This window comes from Micromonospora sp. CA-248089, assembly GCF_050948515.1.
GTDB lineage: Bacteria > Actinomycetota > Actinomycetes > Mycobacteriales > Micromonosporaceae > Micromonospora.
This window is the reverse complement of record NZ_CP192016.1, coordinates 5,222,843-5,245,861: the sequence shown is the minus strand read 5'-3', so window position 1 is coordinate 5,245,861 and position 23,019 is coordinate 5,222,843. Positions and strand designations below refer to the sequence as shown.

At 73.1% G+C, this 23,019-nt stretch carries 20 protein-coding genes and 2 pseudogenes; 7 read left to right on the top strand and 15 right to left on the bottom strand.

From position 1 onward, the window contains the following. Nucleotides 1-61 precede the first annotated feature (61 nt). Nucleotides 62-1,543, top strand: a complete 1,482-nt coding sequence (locus tag ACQP26_RS24605; RefSeq protein ID WP_269704426.1) for a sugar transferase — start codon at nucleotides 62-64, stop codon at nucleotides 1,541-1,543. A gap of 9 nt (nucleotides 1,544-1,552) precedes the next feature. Here the strand turns inward: ACQP26_RS24605 and ACQP26_RS24600 are convergent, their stop codons facing one another. Then, the gene (locus ACQP26_RS24600) at nucleotides 1,553-2,683 is read right to left on the bottom strand and encodes a PP2C family protein-serine/threonine phosphatase (RefSeq protein ID WP_269704427.1); all 1,131 of its coding nucleotides are present in this window, start codon (nucleotides 2,681-2,683) and stop codon (nucleotides 1,553-1,555) included. A gap of 56 nt (nucleotides 2,684-2,739) precedes the next feature. Here ACQP26_RS24600 and ACQP26_RS24595 point away from each other — a divergent pair, with 56 nt between their 5' ends. Next, nucleotides 2,740-3,294, top strand: a complete 555-nt coding sequence (locus ACQP26_RS24595) for a MarR family winged helix-turn-helix transcriptional regulator (protein ID WP_269704428.1) — start codon at nucleotides 2,740-2,742, stop codon at nucleotides 3,292-3,294. A 1-nt stretch (nucleotide 3,295) separates the two neighbouring features. On the opposite strand, the gene ACQP26_RS24590 is transcribed toward ACQP26_RS24595, so the two are convergent. From ACQP26_RS24590 to ACQP26_RS24580, 3 genes and pseudogenes are all read right to left on the bottom strand, one after another. Beyond that, nucleotides 3,296-4,297: a cobalamin B12-binding domain-containing protein gene (locus tag ACQP26_RS24590; protein WP_281576930.1), complete on the bottom strand. Its 1,002-nt coding sequence runs from the start codon at nucleotides 4,295-4,297 to the stop codon at nucleotides 3,296-3,298. Then, on the bottom strand, nucleotides 4,294-5,961 hold the full coding sequence (locus ACQP26_RS24585) for a PP2C family protein-serine/threonine phosphatase (RefSeq protein ID WP_281576931.1): 1,668 nt from the start codon (nucleotides 5,959-5,961) through the stop codon (nucleotides 4,294-4,296). Before ACQP26_RS24585 ends, ACQP26_RS24590 begins: the two co-directional genes overlap by 4 nt. Before the next feature lie 132 nt (nucleotides 5,962-6,093). Further along, a pseudogene (locus tag ACQP26_RS24580) lies at nucleotides 6,094-7,352 on the bottom strand (ROK family protein). A gap of 53 nt (nucleotides 7,353-7,405) precedes the next feature. On the opposite strand from ACQP26_RS24580, the gene xylA reads away from it, so the two are divergent. The 3 genes from xylA (at nucleotide 7,406) to ACQP26_RS24565 (ending at nucleotide 11,569) form a co-directional block, all read left to right on the top strand. Next, nucleotides 7,406-8,593 carry a xylose isomerase gene (gene xylA, locus ACQP26_RS24575; RefSeq protein ID WP_433494115.1) on the top strand — a complete coding sequence of 396 codons (1,188 nt, stop codon included), beginning with the start codon at nucleotides 7,406-7,408 and terminating at the stop codon, nucleotides 8,591-8,593. Between the two features lie 11 nt (nucleotides 8,594-8,604). Beyond that, nucleotides 8,605-10,026 carry a xylulokinase gene (gene xylB, locus ACQP26_RS24570; protein WP_433494114.1) on the top strand — a complete coding sequence of 474 codons (1,422 nt, stop codon included), beginning with the start codon at nucleotides 8,605-8,607 and terminating at the stop codon, nucleotides 10,024-10,026. A 109-nt stretch (nucleotides 10,027-10,135) separates the two neighbouring features. Further along, nucleotides 10,136-11,569, top strand: a complete 1,434-nt coding sequence (locus ACQP26_RS24565) for an MFS transporter (RefSeq protein ID WP_433494113.1) — start codon at nucleotides 10,136-10,138, stop codon at nucleotides 11,567-11,569. Nucleotides 11,570-11,627: 58 nt separating this feature from the next. Here the strand turns inward: ACQP26_RS24565 and ACQP26_RS24560 are convergent, their stop codons facing one another. The 5 genes from ACQP26_RS24560 to ACQP26_RS24540 form a co-directional block, all read right to left on the bottom strand. Beyond that, entirely contained in the window at nucleotides 11,628-13,271 is a 1,644-nt protein-coding gene (locus tag ACQP26_RS24560) for a glycoside hydrolase family 13 protein (RefSeq protein ID WP_433496193.1), read from the bottom strand. A gap of 41 nt (nucleotides 13,272-13,312) precedes the next feature. Then, nucleotides 13,313-14,383 (bottom strand): LacI family DNA-binding transcriptional regulator, encoded by a 1,071-nt coding sequence (locus tag ACQP26_RS24555; RefSeq protein WP_269704435.1) that lies wholly within the window; start codon nucleotides 14,381-14,383, stop codon nucleotides 13,313-13,315. 61 nt (nucleotides 14,384-14,444) lie between these two features. After that, complete coding sequence (locus ACQP26_RS24550; protein ID WP_269704436.1) at nucleotides 14,445-15,404, bottom strand: carbohydrate ABC transporter permease; 960 nt, start codon at nucleotides 15,402-15,404, stop codon at nucleotides 14,445-14,447. A 1-nt stretch (nucleotide 15,405) separates the two neighbouring features. Then, entirely contained in the window at nucleotides 15,406-16,452 is a 1,047-nt protein-coding gene (locus ACQP26_RS24545) for a carbohydrate ABC transporter permease (RefSeq protein WP_433494112.1), read from the bottom strand. A 72-nt stretch (nucleotides 16,453-16,524) separates the two neighbouring features. Beyond that, nucleotides 16,525-17,865: an ABC transporter substrate-binding protein gene (locus ACQP26_RS24540; RefSeq protein WP_281576936.1), complete on the bottom strand. Its 1,341-nt coding sequence runs from the start codon at nucleotides 17,863-17,865 to the stop codon at nucleotides 16,525-16,527. A gap of 237 nt (nucleotides 17,866-18,102) precedes the next feature. Between ACQP26_RS24540 and ACQP26_RS24535 the strand changes: the two genes are divergently transcribed. Further along, a complete protein-coding gene (locus tag ACQP26_RS24535) occupies nucleotides 18,103-18,879 on the top strand; it encodes a peptidoglycan DD-metalloendopeptidase family protein (protein WP_433494111.1) in 777 nt (258 codons plus the stop codon). 63 nt (nucleotides 18,880-18,942) lie between these two features. Here ACQP26_RS24535 and ACQP26_RS24530 read toward each other — a convergent pair whose 3' ends face one another. The 5 genes and pseudogenes from ACQP26_RS24530 to ACQP26_RS24510 form a co-directional block, all read right to left on the bottom strand. Continuing rightward, nucleotides 18,943-19,440, bottom strand: coding sequence for a TspO/MBR family protein (locus ACQP26_RS24530; RefSeq protein ID WP_269704439.1), 498 nt, complete (start codon nucleotides 19,438-19,440; stop codon nucleotides 18,943-18,945). Nucleotides 19,441-19,586: 146 nt separating this feature from the next. Next, on the bottom strand, nucleotides 19,587-19,733 hold the full coding sequence (locus tag ACQP26_RS24525; RefSeq protein WP_013288160.1) for a GPGG-motif small membrane protein: 147 nt from the start codon (nucleotides 19,731-19,733) through the stop codon (nucleotides 19,587-19,589). Continuing rightward, nucleotides 19,724-20,504 (bottom strand): annotated as a pseudogene (locus ACQP26_RS24520) (metallophosphoesterase family protein). Before ACQP26_RS24520 ends, ACQP26_RS24525 begins: the two are co-directional and overlap by 10 nt. A gap of 10 nt (nucleotides 20,505-20,514) precedes the next feature. Then, on the bottom strand, nucleotides 20,515-20,724 hold the full coding sequence (locus ACQP26_RS24515) for a hypothetical protein (RefSeq protein WP_269707014.1): 210 nt from the start codon (nucleotides 20,722-20,724) through the stop codon (nucleotides 20,515-20,517). A 56-nt stretch (nucleotides 20,725-20,780) separates the two neighbouring features. Further along, nucleotides 20,781-21,362 (bottom strand): nucleotidyltransferase, encoded by a 582-nt coding sequence (locus ACQP26_RS24510; RefSeq protein ID WP_269704440.1) that lies wholly within the window; start codon nucleotides 21,360-21,362, stop codon nucleotides 20,781-20,783. Nucleotides 21,363-21,511: 149 nt separating this feature from the next. Between ACQP26_RS24510 and ACQP26_RS24505 the strand changes: the two genes are divergently transcribed. After that, on the top strand, nucleotides 21,512-22,237 hold the full coding sequence (locus tag ACQP26_RS24505; RefSeq protein WP_281576937.1) for a dTMP kinase: 726 nt from the start codon (nucleotides 21,512-21,514) through the stop codon (nucleotides 22,235-22,237). Here ACQP26_RS24505 and ACQP26_RS24500 read toward each other — a convergent pair. Continuing rightward, entirely contained in the window at nucleotides 22,222-22,899 is a 678-nt protein-coding gene (locus ACQP26_RS24500) for an SDR family NAD(P)-dependent oxidoreductase (RefSeq protein WP_433494110.1), read from the bottom strand. The genes ACQP26_RS24505 and ACQP26_RS24500 overlap by 16 nt on opposite strands. Nucleotides 22,900-23,019: the final 120 nt, after the last annotated feature.

Genomic DNA, 23,019 nt, shown 5'->3' with positions numbered 1-23,019 from the left:
GCGGGCTCCACACCGGAGCCGGGCGGGGACGAGGCGGTCCTGAGCGAAGTGGGGAGGGCCGGTGACCTCGGCGACGCTGTTGACTCCTGCCACGTCGTCGCGACCCGGTGGTGAACGCCCGGGCAAGACGACGCGAGCCGCGGAGCGGGCCTACATCCGGGTCCTGGTGGTGCTGGACACCGCCGTGCTCGCGGTGGCCATCCTGGTCGGTTACCTGGCCCGGTTCGGAGACGAGGAGCCGACCGGTTCCGAGATCCCGTACGTGGTGGTCGCCCCGGCGCTGCTGCTGGTCTGGCTCGTCTCGCTCAAGGCGATGCGGTGCTACGACGACCAGGTGCTCGGCTACGGCGCCGACGAGTACCGGCGGGTCAGCGCGGCGAGCATGCGACTCGCCGGCGGCATCGCCATCGCCGGGTACATCGCCGACGTCGGCGTCTCCCGGGGCTTCCTGGCGATCTCCTTCGCCGTCGGCACGATCGGGCTGGAGGTGGCGCGGTTCGCGGCCCGCAAGCGGCTGCACCGGGCCCGCGACCGGGGCGCCGGCTGGTCCCGCAAGGTGCTCGTGGTGGGTGACACCGCGCACGTGCTGGAGCTGGTGCACACGCTGCGCCGGGAGCCGTACGCCGGCTATCAGGTGGTCGGCGCGTGCATCCCGGACGCGCTGCTCGCCCCGGTGCCGCAGCGGCTGGGCGACGTGCCGGTGGTCGGCAGCTTCCGGGGCATCCCGGAGGCCGCCACCGCGATCGGCGCCGACACGGTGGCGGTCACCGCCTCGGGCGAGCTGACCGCGACCCGGCTGCGCCGCCTCGGTTGGCAGCTGGAGGGCACCGGCGTCGACCTGGTGGTGGCACCGGCGCTCACCGACGTGGCCGGTCCCCGCATCCACACCCGTCCGGTCGCCGGCCTGCCGTTGATCCACGTCGAGGCGCCCGAGTTCCGCGGTGCCCGCAAGCTGGTGAAGGGCTTCGTCGACCGGTCGATCTCGTCGATCGCCCTGCTCGTGCTGGCGCCGCTGCTGATCGTGATCGCGCTCGCCATCAAGATCGACAGCCGTGGCCCGGTGCTGTTCCGGCAGACCCGGGTCGGTCAGGGCGGCGAGGAGTTCGGCGTCTTCAAGTTCCGCACCATGGTCGTCAACGCCGACGCCCTGCTCGCCGAGCTGGCCGCGCGCAACGAGACCGACGGCCTGATGTTCAAGATGCGCGACGACCCGCGCGTCACCCGGGTCGGCCGGCTGCTGCGCAAGTGGTCGCTGGACGAGCTGCCCCAGCTCGTCAACGTGCTGCTCGGCCAGATGAGCCTGGTCGGCCCGCGCCCGCCGCTGCCGTCCGAGGTGGCCCGCTACGACGGCGACGTGGCACGCCGCCTGCTGGTCAAGCCCGGCATGACCGGCCTCTGGCAGGTCAGCGGCCGGTCCGACCTCAGCTGGGAGGACGGCATCCGGCTCGACCTGTACTACGTGGAGAACTGGTCGCTGGCCGCCGACCTGACCATCCTCTGGAAGACGTTCGGCGCGGTGATCAACAGCCGCGGCGCGTACTGAGGGGCCGGGTCAGGGCTGCGGCCCCAGCCAGTCCAGGCACACCACCACCGCGTCGTCCACCAGGTCACCGGCGACGAACGCCCGCAGGTCGCCGATCAGCGACCGGACCGCGTCCAGCGGTTCCATCGGTCCGGTCCGGCGCAGGAACCGGTCCAGCGCCACCTCGCCGTACCGCACCTGCTCGGTGGTGGCCTCGATCACGCCGTCGCTGACCACGAACAGGCGGTCCTCGCGTTCCAGCCGGAACCGCTGCGGGCGGTAGTCGCTGCTCTCGAACATGCCGAGCGGGAACTGCTTGTCCAGCTCCTGCTCGGTCACCTGACCGGCCCGCAGCCGCAGCAGCCGTGGCGAACCGGCGTCCACCACCGTCATCTCGCCGGAGGCCAGGTCCAGCTCGATCAGGAGCACGGAGACGTGCTGCTCGCCCCGGTACTGGGCGTAGATCGCCTGGTCGGCCAGGGCGGCCTGGTCGGCCAGGTCGAGCCCGGCCCGGCGCGCGTTGCGCAGCGCGTGCGTGGCCAGCGAGGCGAGCAGCGCCGCGGCCACCCCCTCGCCGTAGCCGTTCAGCACCGCCAGCCAGAGCCGGTGACCGTCGTCGGACCAGTCGAAGCTGTCCCCGCGCACCGCGTACGCCGGTTCCAGCTGCCCGGCCAGGCTGAACGACGGCCGGATCCGGCTGCGCCCCGGCAGCAGCTCCCACTGCATCTCGGCCGCCAGCGTGAGACGTCGGCTGCGCCGGGCGGTCCGGTAGATGTCGGTGGTCGCCATGACCGCGCTCAGCTCGTGCCCGAGCACCGTGGCAATGGTGGCCAGCTCCCGGCAGGCGTTCGGGTCGGCGGGGACCGGGGCGACCTGGAGCACGCCCCGGCGTTCGCCGCGCATGCCCACCGGGAACCAGCCGACGCCGTCGGCGATCACCGGCTCCTGGTGGTCGAAGGCGCGCCAGGCCGGGTGGCCGGGGCCGGTGACCGACGGGCCGTCACCCAGCGGCAGCAGCTCGGCGAGCCGGTAGTCGACCTGGTAGAGCTCGGTGCGGGTGACGCCGTACGTGCGTGCCAGCTCGGCGGCGAGCCGGTCCACGATGAGATCCGTCGGCGCCTCGGTCAGGACGCGGCGAGCGCGTCCCTCCGCTCCGCTCATCTTTGCTCCTTTGCACAGGTCGCCGGGCAGATCCGGGGAGTAGTCTCGGGCCCACCATGACCGAAGAGCGCGGTCCCCGGGGACCTGAAACGAGTACGTCCGCCGCCCTGGACGAGGCGGCAGGCACCTTGCTCGCCGTCTGGGAGGCGGCCCGGGAACGCACCACCAGCCGGCTGTCGAGTGCCCAACTACGCGCGATCATGGTCGTCGAGCAGTATGACGGCATCAACCTCCGCCGGCTCGCCACGCTCACCGACATGTTGCTCTCCTCCGCCAGCCGGCTGTGCGACCGGCTGGTCGCGGCCGGGATGCTGGAACGCGAGCCGGGCCGCTACGACCGGCGGGAGATCTCGCTGCACCTCACGCCCGCCGCCATCCGGCTGCTCGCCGAGCTGCGCGAGGACCGGCGGCACCGGCTGGAGCGGATCCTGGCCGGGATGAGCCCGGAGGGCCGGGCCGCGCTGGTACGCGGCATGCGCGAGTTCGACGAGGTGGGCCGGCGCGGCGAGGCCACGGTGGCGGACGGATGGCCGATGCTGCAACCCTCCGGGGAACGGATCGGCGACCCCGCCCGGCCGTCCGACGAGCCTCCGGTGGCCCGTACCGCCTGACTCAGCCCTCACGGGCGGCCCGCAACCGGGCCACCACCCGGGGATGCTCGGTGAGTGCCCGTTCCAGCGCGCCGAGCACCTCGTCCAGCAGCGCCCGGCCGCCCCGGGAGGTCAGCGCCTCCTCCTGCCACCCGACGAAGTCGCGCAGCAGCCGGTCGTCGTCCACGCGCACGGCCGCGATCAGCGCGTCCACCAGGTGCGCGATGCCGGCGGCGACGTCCTCGGCGCTTTCGGGCGGCGGGTCCACCGCGGCCAGCGCCAGCCGGATCAGCTCACGCCGCCGGTGCAGCACCGCTACGTACGCGTCGTCCGGCGGGGGCGGCGGCGCGCCGGTGTGCGCGGCCGACAACGGCTGCTCCAGCAGCGCCACCGCGTCCCGGGCACTGGCGCCCCAGCCCGCCGCGCCGATCACGGTGGCCCACCGGCCGTCCGGGCCGAAACCGGGACCACCGGCGAGCACCGGCACCCCGGCCGCGCGGCTGGCTTCCACCATCCGCGCCGCCCGGACCAGCCGGTTCGGCTGCACACAGCTCAGCAGCACCGCGTCCGGGCCGGTCTGGTGCAGATAGGAGACCAGATGCCGGGCCGGCACGCTGGCGCCGAGGAACGTCACCCGCCAGCCCGCCGCCCGGACCACCTCGGTGACGATGCGGGCGGCCAGCGCGTGCCACTCGCCCTCGACGCACGCCATCACCACGTGCCCGCGCCGGGGCGGACCGGTCGTCGCACCCAGCGCGTCCACCACCTGCTCGCTGACGTGGGTGGCGGCGTGCTCCTGGGCGATGCTCCAAGAGCCGGTGAGCCAGCGCAGGCCGACCTCCCGCTGCGCCACCGCGACCAGGTCGACCAGGACGTCCGCGACCGAGAAACCGTCGGCGAGCAGGCCGCGTGCGAGCGCGATCGCGCCGGCCCGGTCGGCGGCGTCCAGGCGGTCGAGGTACGCGGCGAGCGTGTCCGGCCCGATCCGGCGCCCGGCCCCGGGGCGGTCCGGCGGCGGTGTCATCCGGCTGCCACGGCGAGCATGGCGATGTCGTCGTGGGGTTGCCCGTCCAGCCACTCGTCGACGAGCTGGAGCACCCGGTCGACGAGCGCGGCGGGTGGGAGCCCGGCGCCGGTGGCGAGCGCCTGACGCAACCGGGCGTCGCCGAACATGGCCGGCTCGGTCGGGCCGCCGCGAGCCTCGGTCACCCCGTCGGTGTACGCCAGCATCAGGTCACCCGGCGCCAGCCGTACCTCGGTGTCGGCGAACCGGGCGTCGGTGAGCGCGCCCACCGGCATGCCGCCCACCCGGACCGTCTCCACCCCGCCGCCGGCGCGGACGACGAGCGGGGACGGGTGCCCGCCACCGGCGAGCCGCACCAGCAGCCCGCCGTCCGGCTCGCGGCGCAGCGCGCCCAGCAGGAGCGTGGTGAACTGGGCCCGGCGGGCCGCGTCGGGGGCGTCCAGCAGCGCCCGGTTGAGCAGCTCCAGCAGTTCCCGGGGGCGCTGCTCGACCAGGCGCAGGGTCTGCAGCGACTGGCGGACCCGGCCGGTCAGCACTGCTGCGCCGACGCCCTTGCCGCACACGTCGCCGAGCGCGAACAGGCCGCCGTCGCCGGTGGGGAACAGGTCGTAGAAGTCGCCGCCGATGCGCAGGCTGTCCCCGGCGGCGCGATAACCGCCGGCGAGCGTCATCCCGGGCAGGCGGGGCAGTTCCGGCGGCAGCAGGCTGTTCTGGAGCACCCGGGCCAGGTGGGCCTGCTCGCCGTACAGGTCCGCGGCGGCCAGCGCGGCGCCGGCCCGGCCCGCGAACTCCCGGGCCAGGCCGATCTCCCGCTTGTCGAAGCCGGGTCGCTCCGGGCGGCGGGCCAGCACCAGCGCGCCGGCCGGACCACCGGCGCTGGGCATCGGGCTGATCAGCACGGTGCCCGGGCGGCCGAACCCGGCGGGCAGCACCTCGGCCAGGTCGGCCAGCTCGGCGTCCAGCCACGGGCTCGGTTCGGTGAGGTCGCCGTCGAGCGCCTCCACCAGCCCGGGGACGGATTCCACGGTCGTCCAGGCGGCCAGGCCGGTCACCGGGCCGGGATCGCCGGTGGCGTACCGGGTCCAGTGCGGCTCGTCCTCGGCGGGCGGGGGCGGGCGGTGCACCACCACCGCGACGTCGGCCAGGTAGGGCACCGGCAGCGTCACCGCGGTACGCAGCGTCTGCTCGCGGTGCAGGGACAGCCCGAGCCGGCTGCCCGCCTCGGCGAGGAACGCGGTGCGCGACCGTTCGGCGAGCAGCGCGTCGGTGCGCGCGTGCTCCTCGGTGACGTCCCGGACGTACCAGGCGTGGCGGTCGTCGGCCAGGGGCCGCCGCAGGCCGTTCAGCCGCCGGCCGCGGTGCTCGGTCTCGAACGTGTCCGAACCGGCGGCCGCCGCGCCGGCCAGGGCGGGCACCGGGCACGCGGCCAGGTCGACGCCGGGCGACACCTCGGGGAGCAGGTCGGCGGCCATCGCGTTGACGAGTGTCACCACCCCGGAGCGGTCGACTGTCACGACCGCCTCGGCGAGCCCGTCCAGCAGCTCGCGGGCCAGGTGGTCGTCAGCCGGTAGCGCGACCCCGGCAACCCGCCGGGGTCGTCTCCGCGAGGCGTGTCCACCGCCGCTGACCGGCCCCGCGACACCGCCCCGGCGCGCGGCGGTCACCTCCGGTGGCCGGGCGCTTCGGTCGGTCGACCCCTGCGCATGCTGTCGGTGCACTCCTCGCTCGGCGGACACGTTGCCTGGCGGCAAGCGTACCGAGCGCAGGCACGGAATGCCCGTCGAGGATCATCCGGGTCAGCCGGCCCGGGCCAGCCACCCCACCGGCCGGTCGACGATCCGGCGGACCACCGAGCCGGCCCCGCCGACCGCCGCTGACTGCGCGCCGAGCACTGCCGGGCGCACCGTGACCGGCGCCCAGGCGGCGGTGAGTACCCGCCGGGAGACCTCCGCCTCCACCGTCGGCCGCAGCCAGGGCGCCAGCGGGGCGTATCCGCCTCCGAGCACCACGGTGTCCAGATCCAGCAGGTTCACCACGCCCGCCACCGCCACCCCGAGAGCGGTGCCGGCGTCGGTCAGGGCGGTCAGCGTGGCCGGGTCGCCGGCCTCGGCCAGGTCGGCGAGCCGGGTGGCGGCGGTGTCGGCCGGCAGTTCCGCGCCGGGCAGCCCGGCGGCGGCCAGGATGGCCTCCTGACCCGCGTACCGCTCCAGGCAGCCCTGGCCGCCGCAGCGGCACGGCCGCCCCTGCGGCTGCACCGGGAAGTGACCGATCTCTCCGCTCCACCCACGCGCGCCCCGGTACAGCGCGCCGTCGAGCACGATCCCGGCGCCGATGCCGATCTCGCCGGTGACGTGCAGGAAGCTGCGCGGGCCGGCCGGGCCGGCGTACAGCTCGCCGAGCGCGGCCAGGTTGGCCTCGTTGTCGACCACCAGCGGCGGCACCCCGTCGACCGGCTCGGCCAGCGGGTGCCCGGCGAGCAGGGCCGGCACGTCCACGTCCCGCCAGCCGAGGTTCGGCGCGAGCCGGACCAGGCCGCCGTCGCCCACCAGACCCGGCACGGCGAGCGCCGCGCCGGCCAGTGTCAGCCCGTCGCGTACGGCGGCGGCGCGCGCCTCGGCGGCCAGCGCGGCGAGCCGGGCGAGCGCGTCGGGGGGGAGACCGGGCGCAGGTCGGCGCGGCGGACCAGGTGGTGCCGGACCGCGCCGGTCAGGTCGACCACGCAGGCCGCCAGGTAGTCGACGTTCACCTCGAGACCGAGCCCGGCCGGGCCGTCGGAGGCGAGCACCAGGCCACGGGCGGGACGGCCCGCCCCGGTACGCGGCTCCGGCTCGGCCTCGGCGACCAGCCGCCCGGCGATCAGGTCGTCCACCACGGCGGAGACGGTGGCCCGGGTGAGGCCGGTGTCGGCGGCGATCCCGGCGCGCGAGGGCGGTCGATCGGCGGCGGCGATCCGCCGGAGCACCACCGCGAGGTTCAACTCGCGCAGGCTGCCCTGCCGGACCGCCCCGGCGGTGCTGGTGCTTGTCACCTCTTGACACTGCCACATCGCCGCCATTTAATTCAACCGCTGAACAAATCGCGGACGACACCACCACCTGGAGGTCTGCCATGGCTCCCCGCCCCACCCCCGCGGACAAGTTCTCCTTCGGCCTCTGGACGGTGGGCTGGCCGGCCCGTGACCCGTTCGGTGACGCCACCCGCCCCGAGCTGGACGCCGTCGAGGCGGTGCACCGGCTCGCCGAGCTGGGCGCGTACGGCATCACCTTCCACGACGACGACCTGGTCCCGTTCGGCGCGGACGCGGCCACCCGCGACGCCCGGCTCAGCCGGTTCCGCAAGGCACTCGACGAGACCGGCCTGGTCGTGCCGATGGTCACCACCAACCTGTTCAACCACCCGGTCTTCAAGGACGGCGGCTTCACCAGCAACGACCGCGAGGTGCGCCGGTACGCGCTGCGCAAGGTGCTGCGCAACATCGACCTGGCCGCCGAGATGGGCGCGAAGACGTTCGTGATGTGGGGCGGCCGGGAGGGCGCCGAGTACGACGTCGCGAAGGACGTCCAGGCCGCGCTCGACCGCTACCGCGAAGCAGTCGACCTGCTCTGCGAGTACGTCGTCGACAACGGCTACGACCTGCGCTTCGCCCTGGAACCCAAGCCGAACGAGCCGCGCGGCGACATCCTGCTGCCCACCGTCGGCCACGCGCTGGGCTTCATCTCCACCCTGGCCCGCCCGGAGATGGTCGGGCTCAACCCGGAGGTCGGGCACGAGCAGATGGCCGGGCTGAACTTCGCCCACGGCATCGCCCAGGCGCTCTGGCAGGGCAAGCTGTTCCACATCGACCTCAACGGCCAGCGGGGCATCAAGTACGACCAGGACCTGGTCTTCGGCCACGGCGACCTGCTCAACGCGTTCGCCCTGGTCGACCTGCTCGAGCACGGCGGCCCGAACGGCGGCCCGGCCTACGACGGCCCGCGCCACTTCGACTACAAGCCCTCCCGCACCGAGGACATGACCGGCGTGTGGGCCTCCGCCGAGGCGAACATGCGGACGTACCTGCTGCTCAAGGAGCGGGCCGCGGCGTTCCGCGCCGACCCGGAGGTGGCCGAGGCGCTCGCCGCCGCCCGGGTGGCCGAGCTGGCCACCCCGACGCTCAACCCCGGCGAGGGCTACCGCGAGCTGCTGGCCGACCGGACCGCGTTCGAGGAGTTCGACCCGGACTCGGCCGGGGCGAAGGGCTTCGGCTTCGTCCGGCTCAACCAGCTCGCCGTCGAGCACGTGCTCGGCGCGCGCTGAGGCGGGCCGCCATGCCGCTCGTCGCGGGGGTCGACTCGTCGACCCAGTCCTGCAAGGTGGTCGTCCGGGACGCGGAGACCGGCGAACTGGTCCGGCAGGGCCGCGCGCCGCACCCGCCCGGCACCGAGGTCGACCCGTACGCCTGGTGGGAGGCCCTGCGGGCGGCGGTCGCCGAGGCCGGTGGCCTGGCCGACGTGGCCGCCGTCTCGGTCGGCGGCCAGCAGCATGGCATGGTCTGCCTGGACGCCTCCGGTGAGGTGGTCCGCCCGGCGCTGCTGTGGAACGACACCCGTTCCGCCGACGCGGCCCGGGACCTGGTCGAGGAGGCCGGCGGCGGGGAGACCGGCCGCCGGTTCTGGGCCGAGGCGACCGGCGCGGTGCCGGTGGCCAGCTTCACCGCGACGAAGCTGCGCTGGCTGGCCCGGCACGAGCCGGACAACGCCGAGCGGGTGGCAGCCGTCTGCCTGCCGCACGACTGGCTGACCTGGCGGCTCGCCGGCGCTCCCGGACTGGACGCGCTGCGCACCGACCGGGGCGACGCCAGCGGCACCGGCTACTGGTCGCCGCGCACCGGCGAGTACCGGCTGGACCTGCTGGAGCGGGCCTTCGGCCGACGCCCCGAGGTGCCTGTCGTGCTCGGCCCGGCCGAGGTGGCCGGGCACCTCGACCCGGCCGTGTTCGGCGACGGCGCGGCGGCCGGCCCGGTGCTCCTCGGGCCGGGCACCGGGGACAACGCCGCCGCGGCGCTCGGCGCCGGAGCCGGTCCGGGCGACGTGGTCGTCTCGATCGGCACCTCCGGCACCGTGTTCGCGGTGGCGGACACCCCGGCCGCCGACTCCAGCGGCGCGGTGGCCGGGTTCGCCGACGCCACCGGCCGGTTCCTGCCACTCGTGTGCACGCTCAACGCGGCCCGGGTGCTCGACGCCGCCGCGACCCTGCTTGGCGTCGACCTCGACACGCTCGGCGAGCTGGCCCTGTCCGCCCCGCCCGGCGCGGACGGGCTGGTGCTGGTGCCGTACCTGGAAGGGGAGCGGACGCCGGACCGGCCGCACGCCACCGGCGAGCTGAAGGGCCTGACGGTGCGGACGTCCACCCCGGCGCACCTGGCCCGGGCGGCCGTCGAGGGCATGCTCTGCGGGCTGGCCGACGGCCTGGACGCGCTGATCGCGCAGGGCGCCCGCGCCGACCGGATCATCCTGGTCGGCGGCGGCGCCCGGTCCGCCGCGGTACGCCGGATCGCGCCGCAGGTCTTCGGCCGCCCGGTGGTGGTGCCGCCGCCGGGCGAGTACGTGGCGGACGGCGCGGCCCGGCAGGCCGCCTGGGTGGCGCTCGGTGGCGACACGCCGCCCGCCTGGTCGATCGGCGACACCGAGGAGTACACGGGCGAGGCGGTCCCCGCCATCCGCGAGCGCTACGCCCACGCCCGGGGGTAAGGAAGGGCCCCTTCTTAACGCCTCCGGTAGAGAAGGGGCCCCTTCTTAACACGCCCGCCGGTCGGGGGCGGTGTCCCGGATCGGGCCCGCACCTGATTGGCTGCCCTGCATGACGGGCACCAGGATCTCCCGGCGCGGGAACGCGGCACACCGGATCTACAGCGTCGTGGTCTTCGTGGTGCTCGCCTCGCTGGACAACGTGGCGATCGGCCTGGTGCCCCCGCTGTACGGGCCGATCTCCACCGCCCTCGACGTACCCCAGCGGATGCTCGGCCTGGTCACCGCCGTCAGCTTCCTGGTCAGCGCGGTGGCGGCGGTGGGCTGGGCGTACGTGGGGGACCGCACCAACCGCAAGCCGCTGCTCATGGTCGGCACGCTGCTCTGGGCCGCGGGCACCGGGGGCAGCGCGCTCGCCGGGGGGTACGCGACGTTCCTGATCGCGCAGTTCGTCGGCGCGGTCGGGCTCGGCGCGGTGGGTTCGGTCGGTTTCTCCGTGGTCACCGACCTGATCTCACCGCGCCGCCGGGGCCTGGTGATGAGCTTCTGGGGGCTGTCGCAGGGCGTCGGGACGCTGGCCGGGACGCTGCTCGGCGGCGTACTCGGGTCGACCGACTGGCGGCGGCCGTTCCTGCTGCTGACCGGCGTGGGCCTGGCCGCCACGGTGGCGTACCTGTTCACCTACGACATCCGGCGCGGGCAGAGCGAACCGGAGCTGGCCGGGGCGATCGACGCCGGGAACGAGTACGACTACCGGATCAGCCGCGCCGACCTGCCCCGGATCCTGGCCCGCCGGACCAACCGCTGGCTGATCCTGCAAGGGCTCACCGCCCAGGCCGCGTTCGGCTCGCTGGTCTGGTTGCCGGTGCTGTTCAGCCAGCGGGCCGAGGCGCAGGGCTACTCACCTGCGACGGCCGTGGTCGTGGGCAGCGTCTTCGCCACCCTGTTCCAGCTCGGTGGCGTCCTGTCCATCGTGGGCGGACTGGTGGGCGACGCGCTGCAACGGCGTACGCCGAGTGGCCGGGCCATGGTCGCGGCCGTCGGCATCCTCGCGGCGCTCCCGTTCTACCTGGTTCTGTTCTTCGTGCCGATCCGCATCGACGTGCCCGACGGCGCCGGCTCCGGCGCGGTGGTCACGGCCGTGCTGTCCAGCGTGCTGACCGAACCGTCGGTGGGGCTGAGCCTGCTGACCGCCGTGGTGGCGCTGGCGCTGACCTCGGCGAACTCGCCGAACTGGTTCGCCCTAATCGCGGACGTGAACCCGCCCGAGCACCGCGGCACCGTCTACAGCCTGGGCAACCTCGTGAACGGCGTCGGCCGGGCGGCGGGCAACGGGCTGGTGGGGGTGGCGTTCGCCGGGCTGCGGGCGGCCTTCCCGCCGCCGCTGAACTACGCGGTCGGGCTGGCCGCGTTCCAGCTCTTCTTCATCCCGACCGGGATCATGTACTGGCTCGCGGCCCGCACCTCACCCCGGGACATCGCGCAGGTGCACGACCTGCTGCACGCTCGCGCCGACCGCTTGGAGGAAGGGAGGGCCCCTTCTTAACAGTGAGTGTTAAGAAGGGGCCCTTCCTCTACCTGAGGCGTTAACAGGGGGCCCTTCCTTACACCCGGAACCAGACGGTGACATCCGTCGGGACCGCGGCACCGTCCAGCGGCGCGCTCGACACCAGCACCTCGGCGCCGGCCGGCAACGGCGCCGGGTCGGTGCCGAAGTTGGTCAGCACGGTGATGTCGCCGTTGGTGAACGTGAGCACCTCGTCGCCGGAGGACAGGAACCGCAGCGGGCCTCGGGCCAGCGCGTGCTCCCGGCGCAGCCGCAGCGCGGTCCGGTACAGCTCGTACGTCGAGCCGGGCACGCCGCGCTGCCGGTCCAGTGCGTACTCGGCCCACACCGGCGGCTGGGGCAGCCAGCTCGCGTCGGTCGGCCCGAAGCCGTACGACGGGGCGTCGGCCTCCCACGGGATCGGCACGCGGCAGCCGTCCCGGCCGCGCTCGGTGTGCCCGCTGCGCGCCCAGGTCGGGTCCTGCCGGGCCTCGTCGGGCAGCGTGGTGTGCTCCGGGAGCCCCAGTTCCTCGCCCTGGTAGAGGTAGGCGGAGCCGGGCAGCGCGAGCATCAGCAGGCTGGCCGCCCGGGCCCGGCGCAGGCCCAGCGCGGCGTCCGGCTGCGGGTCGTCCACGCCGACGCCGTTGGCCCGGCCACCGCCGGTGCCCAGACCGAGCCGGGAGGCGTGCCGGACCACGTCGTGGTTGGACAGCACCCAGGTGGTGGGCGCGCCGACGGAGTCGGTGGCCTCCAGCGAGCGGGTGATCACCGCGTACTGGGCCGGCGCGGTCCAGGCGGCCAGCAGGTACTCGAAGTTGAACGCCTGGTGCATCTCGTCGGGGCGCACGTACCGGGCCAGCCGCTCGGCCGGCTCCACCCACGCCTCGGCGACGAGGATCCGCTCCCCGGGGTACGAGTCGAGCACCCGCCGCCACTCCCGGTAGATCTCGTGCACGCCGTCCTGGTCCCACATCGGCGGGCGCGGCTTGTCCACCTCGCTGCCGGAGAGGATCTCCTGCGGCTCCTGCCAGTCGGCGAGGTCGGCCTGCTTGATCAGGCCGTGCGCCACGTCCACCCGGAAGCCGTCGACGCCGCGGTCCAGCCAGAAGCGCAGCACGTCGAGGAACTCCTCGCGCACCTCCGGGTTGTCCCAGTTGAGGTCGGGCTGGCCGGAGTCGAACAGGTGCAGGTACCACTGCCCGTCGGGCAGCCGGGTCCAGGCGGGGCCGCCGAACACGCTCACCCAGTCGTTCGGCGGCTCGGTGCCGTCCGGGCCCTTGCCGTCGCGGATGACGTAGCGCTGCCGCTCCGGGCTGCCCGGCGCGGCGGCGACGGCCGCGGTGAACCAGCGGTGCGCGGACGAGGTGTGGTTGGGCACCAGGTCGACGATCACTCGCAGCCCGCGGGCCTTCGCCTCGGCGATCAGCTTGTCGGCGTCGGCGAGCGTGCCGAACAGCGGGTCGACGTCGCGGTAGTCGGACACGTCGTACCCGGCGTCGGCCTGCGGGGACGGGTAGAACGGGGACAGCCAGAGCGCGTCGACTCCCAGCTCGGCGAGGTGGTCGAGCCGGGCCGTGATGCCCGGCAGGTCACCGATGCCGTCGCCGTCGGAGTCGGCGAACGAGCGCGGGTAGACCTGGTAGATCACCGCCTCGGTCCACCAGCCGGTGCCGGGGGTCTGCTGCGTCGCGTCGGTGTTCAGCGCCTTACTCCTGTCTGGGTGGTGCGGGACCAGCGAGTTCTTCAGTGTGCCCGGGGTGGCGCGGTCGATTCGCGCACCACCAGGCGAGTGGGCAGGATCACCGGGGGCGGCGTCGGATCGTCGGTGTCGGCGCCGCGCGGGGCGGGCACCGGGCCGGGGTACGGCGCGGCGGCCCGTACGCCCAGCGGGTCGAGCAGGATGCGGGCGGCGAGCAGCCCCTGCTCGGCGGCCGGCTGGGCGATCGTCGAGAGCCCGAGCACGCCAGCCAGGTCGTGGTCGTCGATGCCCATCACGCTCACGTCCTGCGGTACCCGCAGCCCGGCGTCGCGCAGCGCGGTGACCGCGCCCATCGCCATCTCGTCGCAGGCGGCGAAGATGGCGGTCGGCGGCTCGCCCCGGGCCAGCAGTTCGGCGGTGGCCCGGGTGCCTCCGTCGATGGTGAACCGCGACTCGACGTCGAGGCTCGGGTCGGGCCGCAGCCCGGCGGCCCGCAACTCCTCCTGGTAGCCGCGCCGCCGGTCCAGGTGGGTGGTGAAGGCCAGTTCGTCGTCCGGGTCGCCGGAGATGTGCGCGATCCGGGTGTGGCCGAGGTCGAGCAGGTGGCGGGTGGCGGTCCGGGCGGCGGCCACGTCGTCGATCCGGACGCAGGGCCACCCGGGCACCTTCGTGCCGGAGCTGATCGTCACGCCGGGCAGGTCGAGCTTGGTCAGCGCGTGCACGTCGGCCGCGCGCAGCGGGGTCGCGACCAGGATGATCGCGTCGACCCGCTTGTGCAGGCTCGCCGGGCGCAGGACCCGCCGGCGGGTCTGCTCCCGGCCGCCGAGGTTGTAGAGCAGCAGGTCGTAGCCGCTGTCCTGGAGGAACTCCTCGACCGCCTCGACCACGGTGCCGAAGAACCATCTGGTGATGCGGGGCACCACCACCGCCACCGTGCCGGTCCGGCCGCCGGCAAGCCGGCTGGCGCTGGGCGACACCGCGTACTGGAGTTGTTCGGCGGCGGCGAGCACCCGGCGGCGGGTCGCGGCCGAGACCGTCGGCAGGCCCCGCAGCGCCCGGGAGACGGTGGCCGTGGAGACTCCGGCCAGCCGGGCGACGTCGTCAATTCTGGTCATCGTGGGCTCCCCGCTGTGACCCGGGCCCCGCCGCCGGCCGTGCCGGCGGCGGGAAGCCGGGTCAACCCTTGACGCTGCCGGCGAGCAGACCTCGCACGAAGAAGCGCTGGAGGGACAGGAACACGATCAGCGGTACGACGATCGACACGAACGCGCCGGCCGTCAGCCGCTGCCACTCGTTGCCCCGGGTACCGGCCAGTTCCGCGAGCCGGACGGTCATCGGGGCGGTCTCGTCGCCGCCACCGGCGAAGATCAGCGCGACCAGCAGGTCGTTCCAGACCCAGAGGAACTGGAAGATGCCGAACGCGGCCAGCGCGGGCATGATCAGCGGCAGCACGATGGTGCGGAAGATCTTCGGGTGGGTGGCGCCGTCGACCCGGGCCGCCTCCATCAGGTCGCCGGGGAGCTGCGAGATGAAGTTGTGCAGCAGGAACACGGCGAACGGAAGCGCGAAGCAGGTGTGCGCGAACCACACCTGGGCGAACTTCTGCTCGTCCACCAGGTCCCATGCGGGCATGATCTGCACGCCGGCGACTGTGACACCGGTGGAGAAGAACCGCAGCAGCGGCACCAGGGCCATCTGCAGCGGCACGATCTGCAGCGCGAAGATGCCGATGTAGACCCAGTCCCGCCCCTTGAAGTTCATCCACGCCAGCGCGTACGCGGCGAGCGACGCGAACGCGAGCGGGAAGAGCACCGAGGGGATGGTGATCGCCAGCGAGTTGATGAAGTAGCTGGCCAGCTGCCCGGACGAGCCGCGGCTGAACAGCACCTCCTGGTAGTTCTCCAGCGTGATCTGCGGGTTGGTGAAGAACGTCCACCACCCGGTGGTCTTGATCTCGTTCTCCGGCCGGAGCGAGGAGATGAACAGGCCGAAGGTCGGGATCGTCCAGAGCATCGCGATGACGATCGACACGAGCGTGGCGGTACGGCTGTTCAGGCGCTTGCGCACCCGGGCGCCCCGGGTGGTCGGCTCGGTGGCCTGGGCGCCGACTCCGACGGTGGGCGTGGCGGTGGTCATCTCAGCCCTCCCGCTGCTTGCGCAGGTTGCGGATCTGGTAGATCACGATCGGGATCACCAGGACGAACAGGAACACCGCCAGCGCCGAACCCTGACCGTTCTCCTGGTAGCGGAACGCCTGGTTGTACATCTCGGTCGCGATCACGTTCGTGTCGTAGTTGCCGTTCGTGGCAGTCCGGACGATGTCGAAGACCTTGAGCGTGGCGATCGAGATCGTCACGACCACGACGATCAGCGCCGGCCGGATGCTCGGAATGGTGATCCGCCAGAACATCTGCCACGCGGTGGTGCCGTCGAGCCGGGCCGCCTCGACGATGTCGGCCGGGATGGCCTTGATCGCGGCGGAGAGCACCACCATCGCGAAACCGGCCTGGATCCACACCATGATCGCGATGAGCAGGAACGTGTTCAGCGGCGAGTCCAGCAGCCACTGCTTCGGCTCGCCGCCGAGGCTCACCACGATCTGGTTGAGCAGGCCGATCTGGTCGCCCTCGCCCCGGTAGGCGTAGACGAACTTCCAGATGATGGAGGCGCCGACGAACGAGATCGCCATCGGCAGGAAGATCAGGGACTTGGCGACCGCCTCGAACCGGGCCTTGTCCACGAGGACGGCGTAGATCAGGCCGAACGCGGTGGCCACCAGCGGCACCAGCAGCACCCAGATCAGCGTGTTGATCAGGACCCGGACGATCGAGTCCTCGGCGAACATCCAGCGGTAGTTGTCCAGGCCCACCCAGTTGTTGCTGCCGGAGTCCATGAAGGAGAGCAGCGTGGTGCGGACGGCGGGGACCACCAGCCCGACGGCGAGCAGCAGCAGCGTCGGCAGCAGGAAGAAGAACGCGAACGCGCCCTCGCGCTGCTTGGGCCGGCGGGGCAGCGACGCGCCGCTGGCCGAGGCCGCGACCAGCTGTGCCTCCCGGCGCCGGGCGAAGTACGACGGCACCACGTCGAGGAGCAGGAGCAGCCCGCCCACCACCGCGACGAAAGCGATCAGCCCGTACATCAGCATGAGGAACTTCGGCTGTTCCGCCGCGAAGTCGAACTCCATCGACCCTCCTTCAAGGGTTCGGCTAGCAGAGGTGGCCCGGTCCGGGGGAACCGGACCGGGCCACCTGCTAGATCACTTCCAGCTGCCCTCGATGTCGTTCAGGACGGCGGTGGTGTCCTTGCCGTTGATCCAGGCCACCATGCCCTTCCAGAAGGTGCCGGCGCCGACCGCGGCCGGCATCAGGTCCGAGCCGTCGAAACGGAAGACCGTCTTCTCGTCCTGGAGGATGCCCACGGAGAGCTTGTCCACCGGGTTCGGGACGTTGTTGATGTCCAGCTTCTTGTTGGCCGACACCCAGTCGCCGATCTTGGCGCGGCTGTTGGCGTACTCCCCGGAGGCCAGGTAGGTCTGCACCGCCTGGACCTCGGGACGGTCGGCGAACGCGCCGACGAACTCGCCGCCGCCCAGCACCGGCTTGCCCTTGGCCGGGTCGATGGCCGGGAAGTAGAACGCGAAGACGTCGCCGTCCTCGGCCACCTTGGTGCCCTCAGGCCACTGGTTGGCGTAGAAGGACGCCTGGCGGTGCAGCGCGCACTTGCCGGCGGTGATCGGCGTGCCGCCCTCCTGGAACGAGGTGGTGGCGATGCTCTTCACGCCGCCGAAGCCGCCGTTGACGTACTTCTCGTTCTTCAGGATGGTGCCGGCCCGGTTGAGCGCGTCGGCCACCTGCGGGTCGTTGAACGGGATCTCGTGGGTGGTCCACTTGTCGTAGACGTCCGGGCCGCCGGTACGCAGCAGCACGTCCTCGATCCAGTCGGTGGCCGGCCAGCCGGTGGCGTCACCGGACTCGATGCCCGCGCACCACGGCTTGGTGCCGCTGGCCGCGATCTGGTCGGAGAGCTTGATCATGTCGTCCCACGTGGTGGGGACGGTCCAGCCCTTCTCCTTGAAGGTCTTCGGCGAGTACCACACGAAGGACTTCACGTTCGAGCCGAGCGGGGCGCCGTAGAGCTGGCCGTTGACGGTGCTGTACTTCAGCCAGTCGGCGGAGTAGTTCTGCTCGGCCATCGCCTTGGTGTCGGCGCCGACCGGCTTGAGCTTGCCGGAGTCGACGAACCGCTTCAGCAGACCGGGCTGCGGGATGAAGGCGAGGTCGGGGGCGTTGCCGCCGTCCACCCGCACGGGCAGCTGGGCCTCGAACTCGCCGGAGCCCTCGTGGTCGATCTCGATGCCGGTGCAGTCCTCGAACTCCTTCCAGGACTGCTGGAGGCGCTCGTCCTCGATGTCACGGATCGAGGAGTAGATGGTCACCTTCTTGCCGTCGTGACCTTCGTACTTCTCGTATGCGCCGCACTCGGCCGAGCCCGCGTTGCTGCTCTTCTTGTCGTTGCCGGTGCCGCAGGCGGCGACGCCGAGCGCCAGCCCCAGGACGCCGGCGACCGCGAGCGCCTGGCGCGATCTGGCAAACGCCATGCCGATCTCCTTCCTTGCCGGCGCGTGGGGGGATCGAACCCGCGCCGGTCCGATGGTCGTGCACCCATGTAAGCGCTTGCATCGCGTCGGGTCCACCCCTGGCCGGACACGGCCCGGTAACAATCCCGAAACCCTGGCCAGCGGGGTTGGGTGCGCTCCCACGAATCTTCCCCGGAACGGAACTTTCTGTCACGATGTCCCCATCGTATTGAAGACTTTCAACATTGGAGGCAGTGGATGCGTATGCGATGGCTCGCCCTCGGGGCGACCGCGGCTGTCCTGGCGGCGACCCTCGTCCCGGCCGCGCCGGCGATGGCCGCGCCGACGTTCAAGGTCCCGTTCCCCTGCAACCAGTCCTGGTCCGGCCAGACCCGGACCAACCACAGCCCGGCCAATGCGATCGACTTCAACCGGACCGACGACGCCGGTGACCCGGTCGTCGCCAGCGCACCCGGCACCGTCGACGTGGTCACCAACCTCGGCGACACCAGCTACGGCAAGTACGTCCGGATCAACCACGGTGGCGGCCACACCACCTACTACGCGCACCTGAGCGCCTTCAACGTCTCGGTCGGGCAGACCGTCGGCTACGGCCGGGTGATCGGGTACGTCGGCACGACCGGCGGCTCCACCGGCCCGCACCTGCACTACGAGCAGCGCATCGACGGCAGCTCCGTGAAGATCAAGTTCAACGGTGTCCAGGCGCTCTACTGGGGCACCAAGACCTACACCAGCGACAACGGCTGCGGCGGGACGAACACCGGCGAGGGCACCGTCAACACGGCCGGCTCCCCGCTGACGGTCCGCTCCGGCCCCGGCACCGGCTACAGCTCGGTCGGCACGGTTGCCGACGGGGCGAAGGTGACCATCCAGTGCCAGACCAGCGGCACCAGCGTCAGCGGCACGTACGGCACCAGCTCGATCTGGGACCGGATCGGCTCCGGCCGGTTCATCTCCGACGCCTACGTCTACACCGGCTACGACGGCTACATCCCCGGCGTACCCCGCTGCTGAACCCGGCGGCCCGCGGCTGAACGAGGTGGGCGTGGGGGCGAGCGGCCCCCGCGCCCGTACCGGTCAGGAGTTCAGCCGCCACACCGCGAAGTTCAGCGCGGACGCGAACGTCACCCAGGCCCAGTACGGCAGCATCAGCAGCGTGGCCGGCCGGGAGATCCGCCGGAACAGGGCCACCGTCACCCCGATCGCCAGCCACATCAGCACGATCTCGGCGAACGCCAGCCCGTACGCCCCGGCGCCGAAGAACAGCGGGGTCCAGATCGCGTTCAGCACGAGCTGCACCACCCAGGCCCAGAGCGCGGGGCCGAACCCGGCCCGGCGCCAGACCAGCCAGCCGGCGATCGCGATGAGCGCGTAGAGCACGGTCCAGACCGGGCCGAACAGCCACGAGGGCGGCGCCCAGGCGGGCTGCTCCAGGCTCTGGTACTCGGCGGAGGTGCCCTGCACACCCAGCCCGCCGATCGCGGCGGCGACGAAGGTGGCGGCGCCGAAGCCGAGCAGCGCCCACCACTGGCGGGCTCCGGTGGTGCGCCGGGCGACACTCTGCGACATCTCCATGGTCGAGATGTTTCCGCTCCACCGCTGCGGCAAACGCCCCGCCGGACCCGGGCGCGAGAAAAGCCGGGGTCACCCGGCCCGGACGTTCCGGTCCGGCAGGACGGAACGCCCGGGCCCGGCGACCCCGGCGGGTACGAGAAACGCTGTTACGTGTTGAAGATGCTGACGCCGCCCGGGCCGACCAGCAGGCCGACGACGATGAGGACGATGCCCCAGAGGATCTGCCGGCGGAACAGGGCGAGAATTCCGGCGACCACCAGTACGACTGCGAGAATCCAGAGAATCAGCTCCATGTCGGCTGAATACCCGGCCGCCCGATACGGGAAACCTCCCGGTCAGTCGAGCTGATCACCGCCGAGGTGGAAGACGCTGTACGCCTGCTTGATCACCGGGTGGGCCACGTTGCGGACCCGTACGCCGCCCGGCGTGGTGCCGCGCTCGGTGCCGTGGTGGGCGTGCCCGTGCAGCGCCAGTGCGGTGGGTGCGGAGTCGATCGCCTGGCCGAGCTGGTAGCTGCCGAGGAACGGGTAGATCTCCAGCGGCTCGCCGGCGAGCGTGTCGGGCACGGGGGAGTAGTGGGTGAGCGCGACGAGGGCGTCGCACTCCAGCGAGAGCAGCGCGTCGGCGAGCGCGTCGGCGCTCTCCCGGGTGGTCCGTACGAACGCCTTCATCTCCGGCTCGCCGAAGTCGCTGGCGCACCGCCCGGCGAACCCGCCGCCGAACCCCTTTACGCCTGCCACCCCGAGCCGCCCGCCGGGGGTGTCCAGCACGGTGCCGGTGCCCTCCAGCACCGTGATCCCGGCGTCCTGGAGCACCTTCACCACCTTCACCACCTCGTCGCACTGGTGGTCGTGGTTGCCGAGCACGGTGATCACCGGTACGCCGAGGCCGCCGAACTCCTGGGCCACGCACCGCGCCTCGGCCTCGGTGCCGTGCCGGGTCAGGTCACCGGCGAGCAGCAGCACGTCGGCGCAGCCGGGCAACTCCTCCAGCGCCGGGCGGAACCGGCCCACCACGTCCTGGTCCAGATGCACGTCACCCACGGCGGCGATCCGGATCACCATCGAACCTCCCTCACGGCAACTCCTCGACCTGGGTGGGCGCCTGCGTGCGGATCACCCCGATGTCGCTGGTCACGGGCGTGTCCGGGAAGCGCTCGGCCACCCGGCGCAGGATCTCCTCCCGCCGGTGCGGGCTCTCCACCTCGCCGTAGAGCACCAGCCCGTTCTCCCGCCGCACCACGGTGATGCCCTGCTCGGCCACCGTCGGGTCCTCGGTCAGCATGCTCTGGATCTCCGCCTCGACGTACTCGTCGGGGGGAACGTCGCCGGACAGTCCGGTCACAGGGTCTCCCTTCCGCCGGGCGCGCCGCCGGGCAGCACGTCCAGCCGGTCGAGCAGCACCAGGAACGCCTCCGCGTACGGCGAGTGCTGCGTCTCCTTCCGTACCCGTTCCCAGTCGATCTGTTCCCGCAGCGAGCGGGCCAGCGGCAGGGCCCGGGCGAAGTCGCAGTAGTGCTGCGAGAAGCTGAGCAGCTTGTGCACCATGAGCTGGCTGGCCGAGAGCACCGGCATCTGGATCGCGTCGACCGGGCGCACGATCGTGTCGGCGAACGTCTCCTCGGTCACCGGCGTCTCCACCGGCCGGTGGATCAGGTCCACCATCCGGTCCTCGTCGTAGACCTTCACCAGCCAGTCCTCCGGCGGGCGCTCGGCGGTGAAGCCGGCCTCGACCAGCGCCTCCAGCGCCCTGTCGACGTCCGCCTCGCGGAGCAGGAAGTCCACGTCGTGGTCGCTGGAGTGGCCGCCGTGGGCGTACACCGCGAAGCTGCCACCGAGCGCGAACGGGATCTCGGACTGTTTGAGCACGGCGGCGACCTTCTTCAGCGTGTGCACCAGGGTCTCGTCCCCGCGCTCGGCCATCTGCGGCTCCCTCGTCGTCATGTGGGGGGTGGGACCACGATGCGTACCCGGCGGACGCTCCGGTCACACCTGTTGCGGCGCGATCGGCCCGTCAGGGCAGGAAAGCGACACAGGGGCCGGGTGAGCGTCGGTCGGATAACCTCGGGAGGGTGGCCAGCTCACTGCGGACGCGGCGGGGCAGGGCCCGACTGCGTGCCGTCGCCCTGATCGGAATCGACGGCTCAGGCAAGACCACCCAGGCACACCGGCTCGCCCAGGCGCTCACCGCCGCCGGCCTTCCCGCGACCTACCACCGCAACGCCGGTGGCCGCCGCTGGCTCGGCCGCGTCGCGCAGCGGGTCGGCCGTCCGGACGCGCAGCGGCTCGTCGGGCGCGGCGGCCTGCTCGTCGTCGAGTCGGTGCTGCGGTGGCTGGCCATCGCGCTCGCGCTGCTCAGCTGCCTGGTGACCGGCCGGACCGCGGTGATGGACAGGTGGTCGGCCTGCCAGTACGCCAGCATCCGGGCGCACGGCGGGCAACGGTGGGAGCGGCTGGCCCGGGCCGGGTACCGGATCTTTCCGGCTCCCCGGGTGACGTTCCTGCTCACCGTCGACCCCGCCGAGGCGTACCGCCGGATCGAACGGCGCGGCACCGACCACGAGAGCATGGCGTGGCTGACCGCCGCGGCCGACGCCTACCGGGCGCTGCCGGAGTACGCCGGCTTCGTGGTGGTGGACGGCAACGGCCCGCCGGAGGAGGTGGCCCGCCGGATCCGGGCGCACCTGAGCGAGTGGCTGCCCGACGACCCGTCCACCGGTCCCGGCCCGGCGCCGGCCGGCCCGCCGCGCCCGCTCGGCGGGCGGGACGGGCCGGTGCCGGTTCAGGCCCGTCCGTAGACCGGGATGCTCGCGCCGCTCGTGGGCGCGGACTCGGGGGAGGCCAGGAAGCGGATGACCGCGGCGATCTCGGCCGGCGGCACCCAGCGTCCGTGGTCCGCGTCGGGCTGGGCGGCACGGTTGGCCGGGGTGTCGATGACGCTCGGCAGCACCGTGTTGCACCGCACGCCGCGCTGCCGGTACTCGACCGCCACCGTCTCGGCGAACGCCCGCACCGCGGCCTTGGCGGTGACGTAGCCGGAGGCGCCCGGGAACGGCGAGACCGCCGCCCGGGCGGAGACGCATACCACCGCGCCGTCGCCGGACGCCACGAGGTGCGGCAGCGCCGCCCGGGTGACCAGGTACGTCGGGCGCAGGTTGAGCCGCAGCATCCGCTCGAAGTCCTCGACCGGTGTCTCGTGCACCAGGCCGCCGGCGGCGTACCCGCCGACGAGGTTGACCACGGCGCGCAGCGGCGCGGCCGGCTCGGCGGTCGCCGCCTCGACCGCCCGCGCGGCCCCGTCGGGGGTCAGCAGGTCGGCCACGACCCGGACCGGGCCGTCGTCCGTCCCGGGCTCCCGCTGGGGTATGACCACCCGCCAGCCGGCGTCGAGGAAGGCGGCGGTGACCGCGCCGCCGAGCCCACCTGTGCCTCCGGTCACCAGCACCGTGCGTTCCGTCATGGACACACGCTAGCCAACCGCCCCGCCGACGGGCCGGTGGGCCGTCCGGCCCGCCCGGTCGAGGCCGACCAGGCAGGCCCGGCCGCGCGACGGCGGACCGGTACGTCGGGCGGCAGGAGT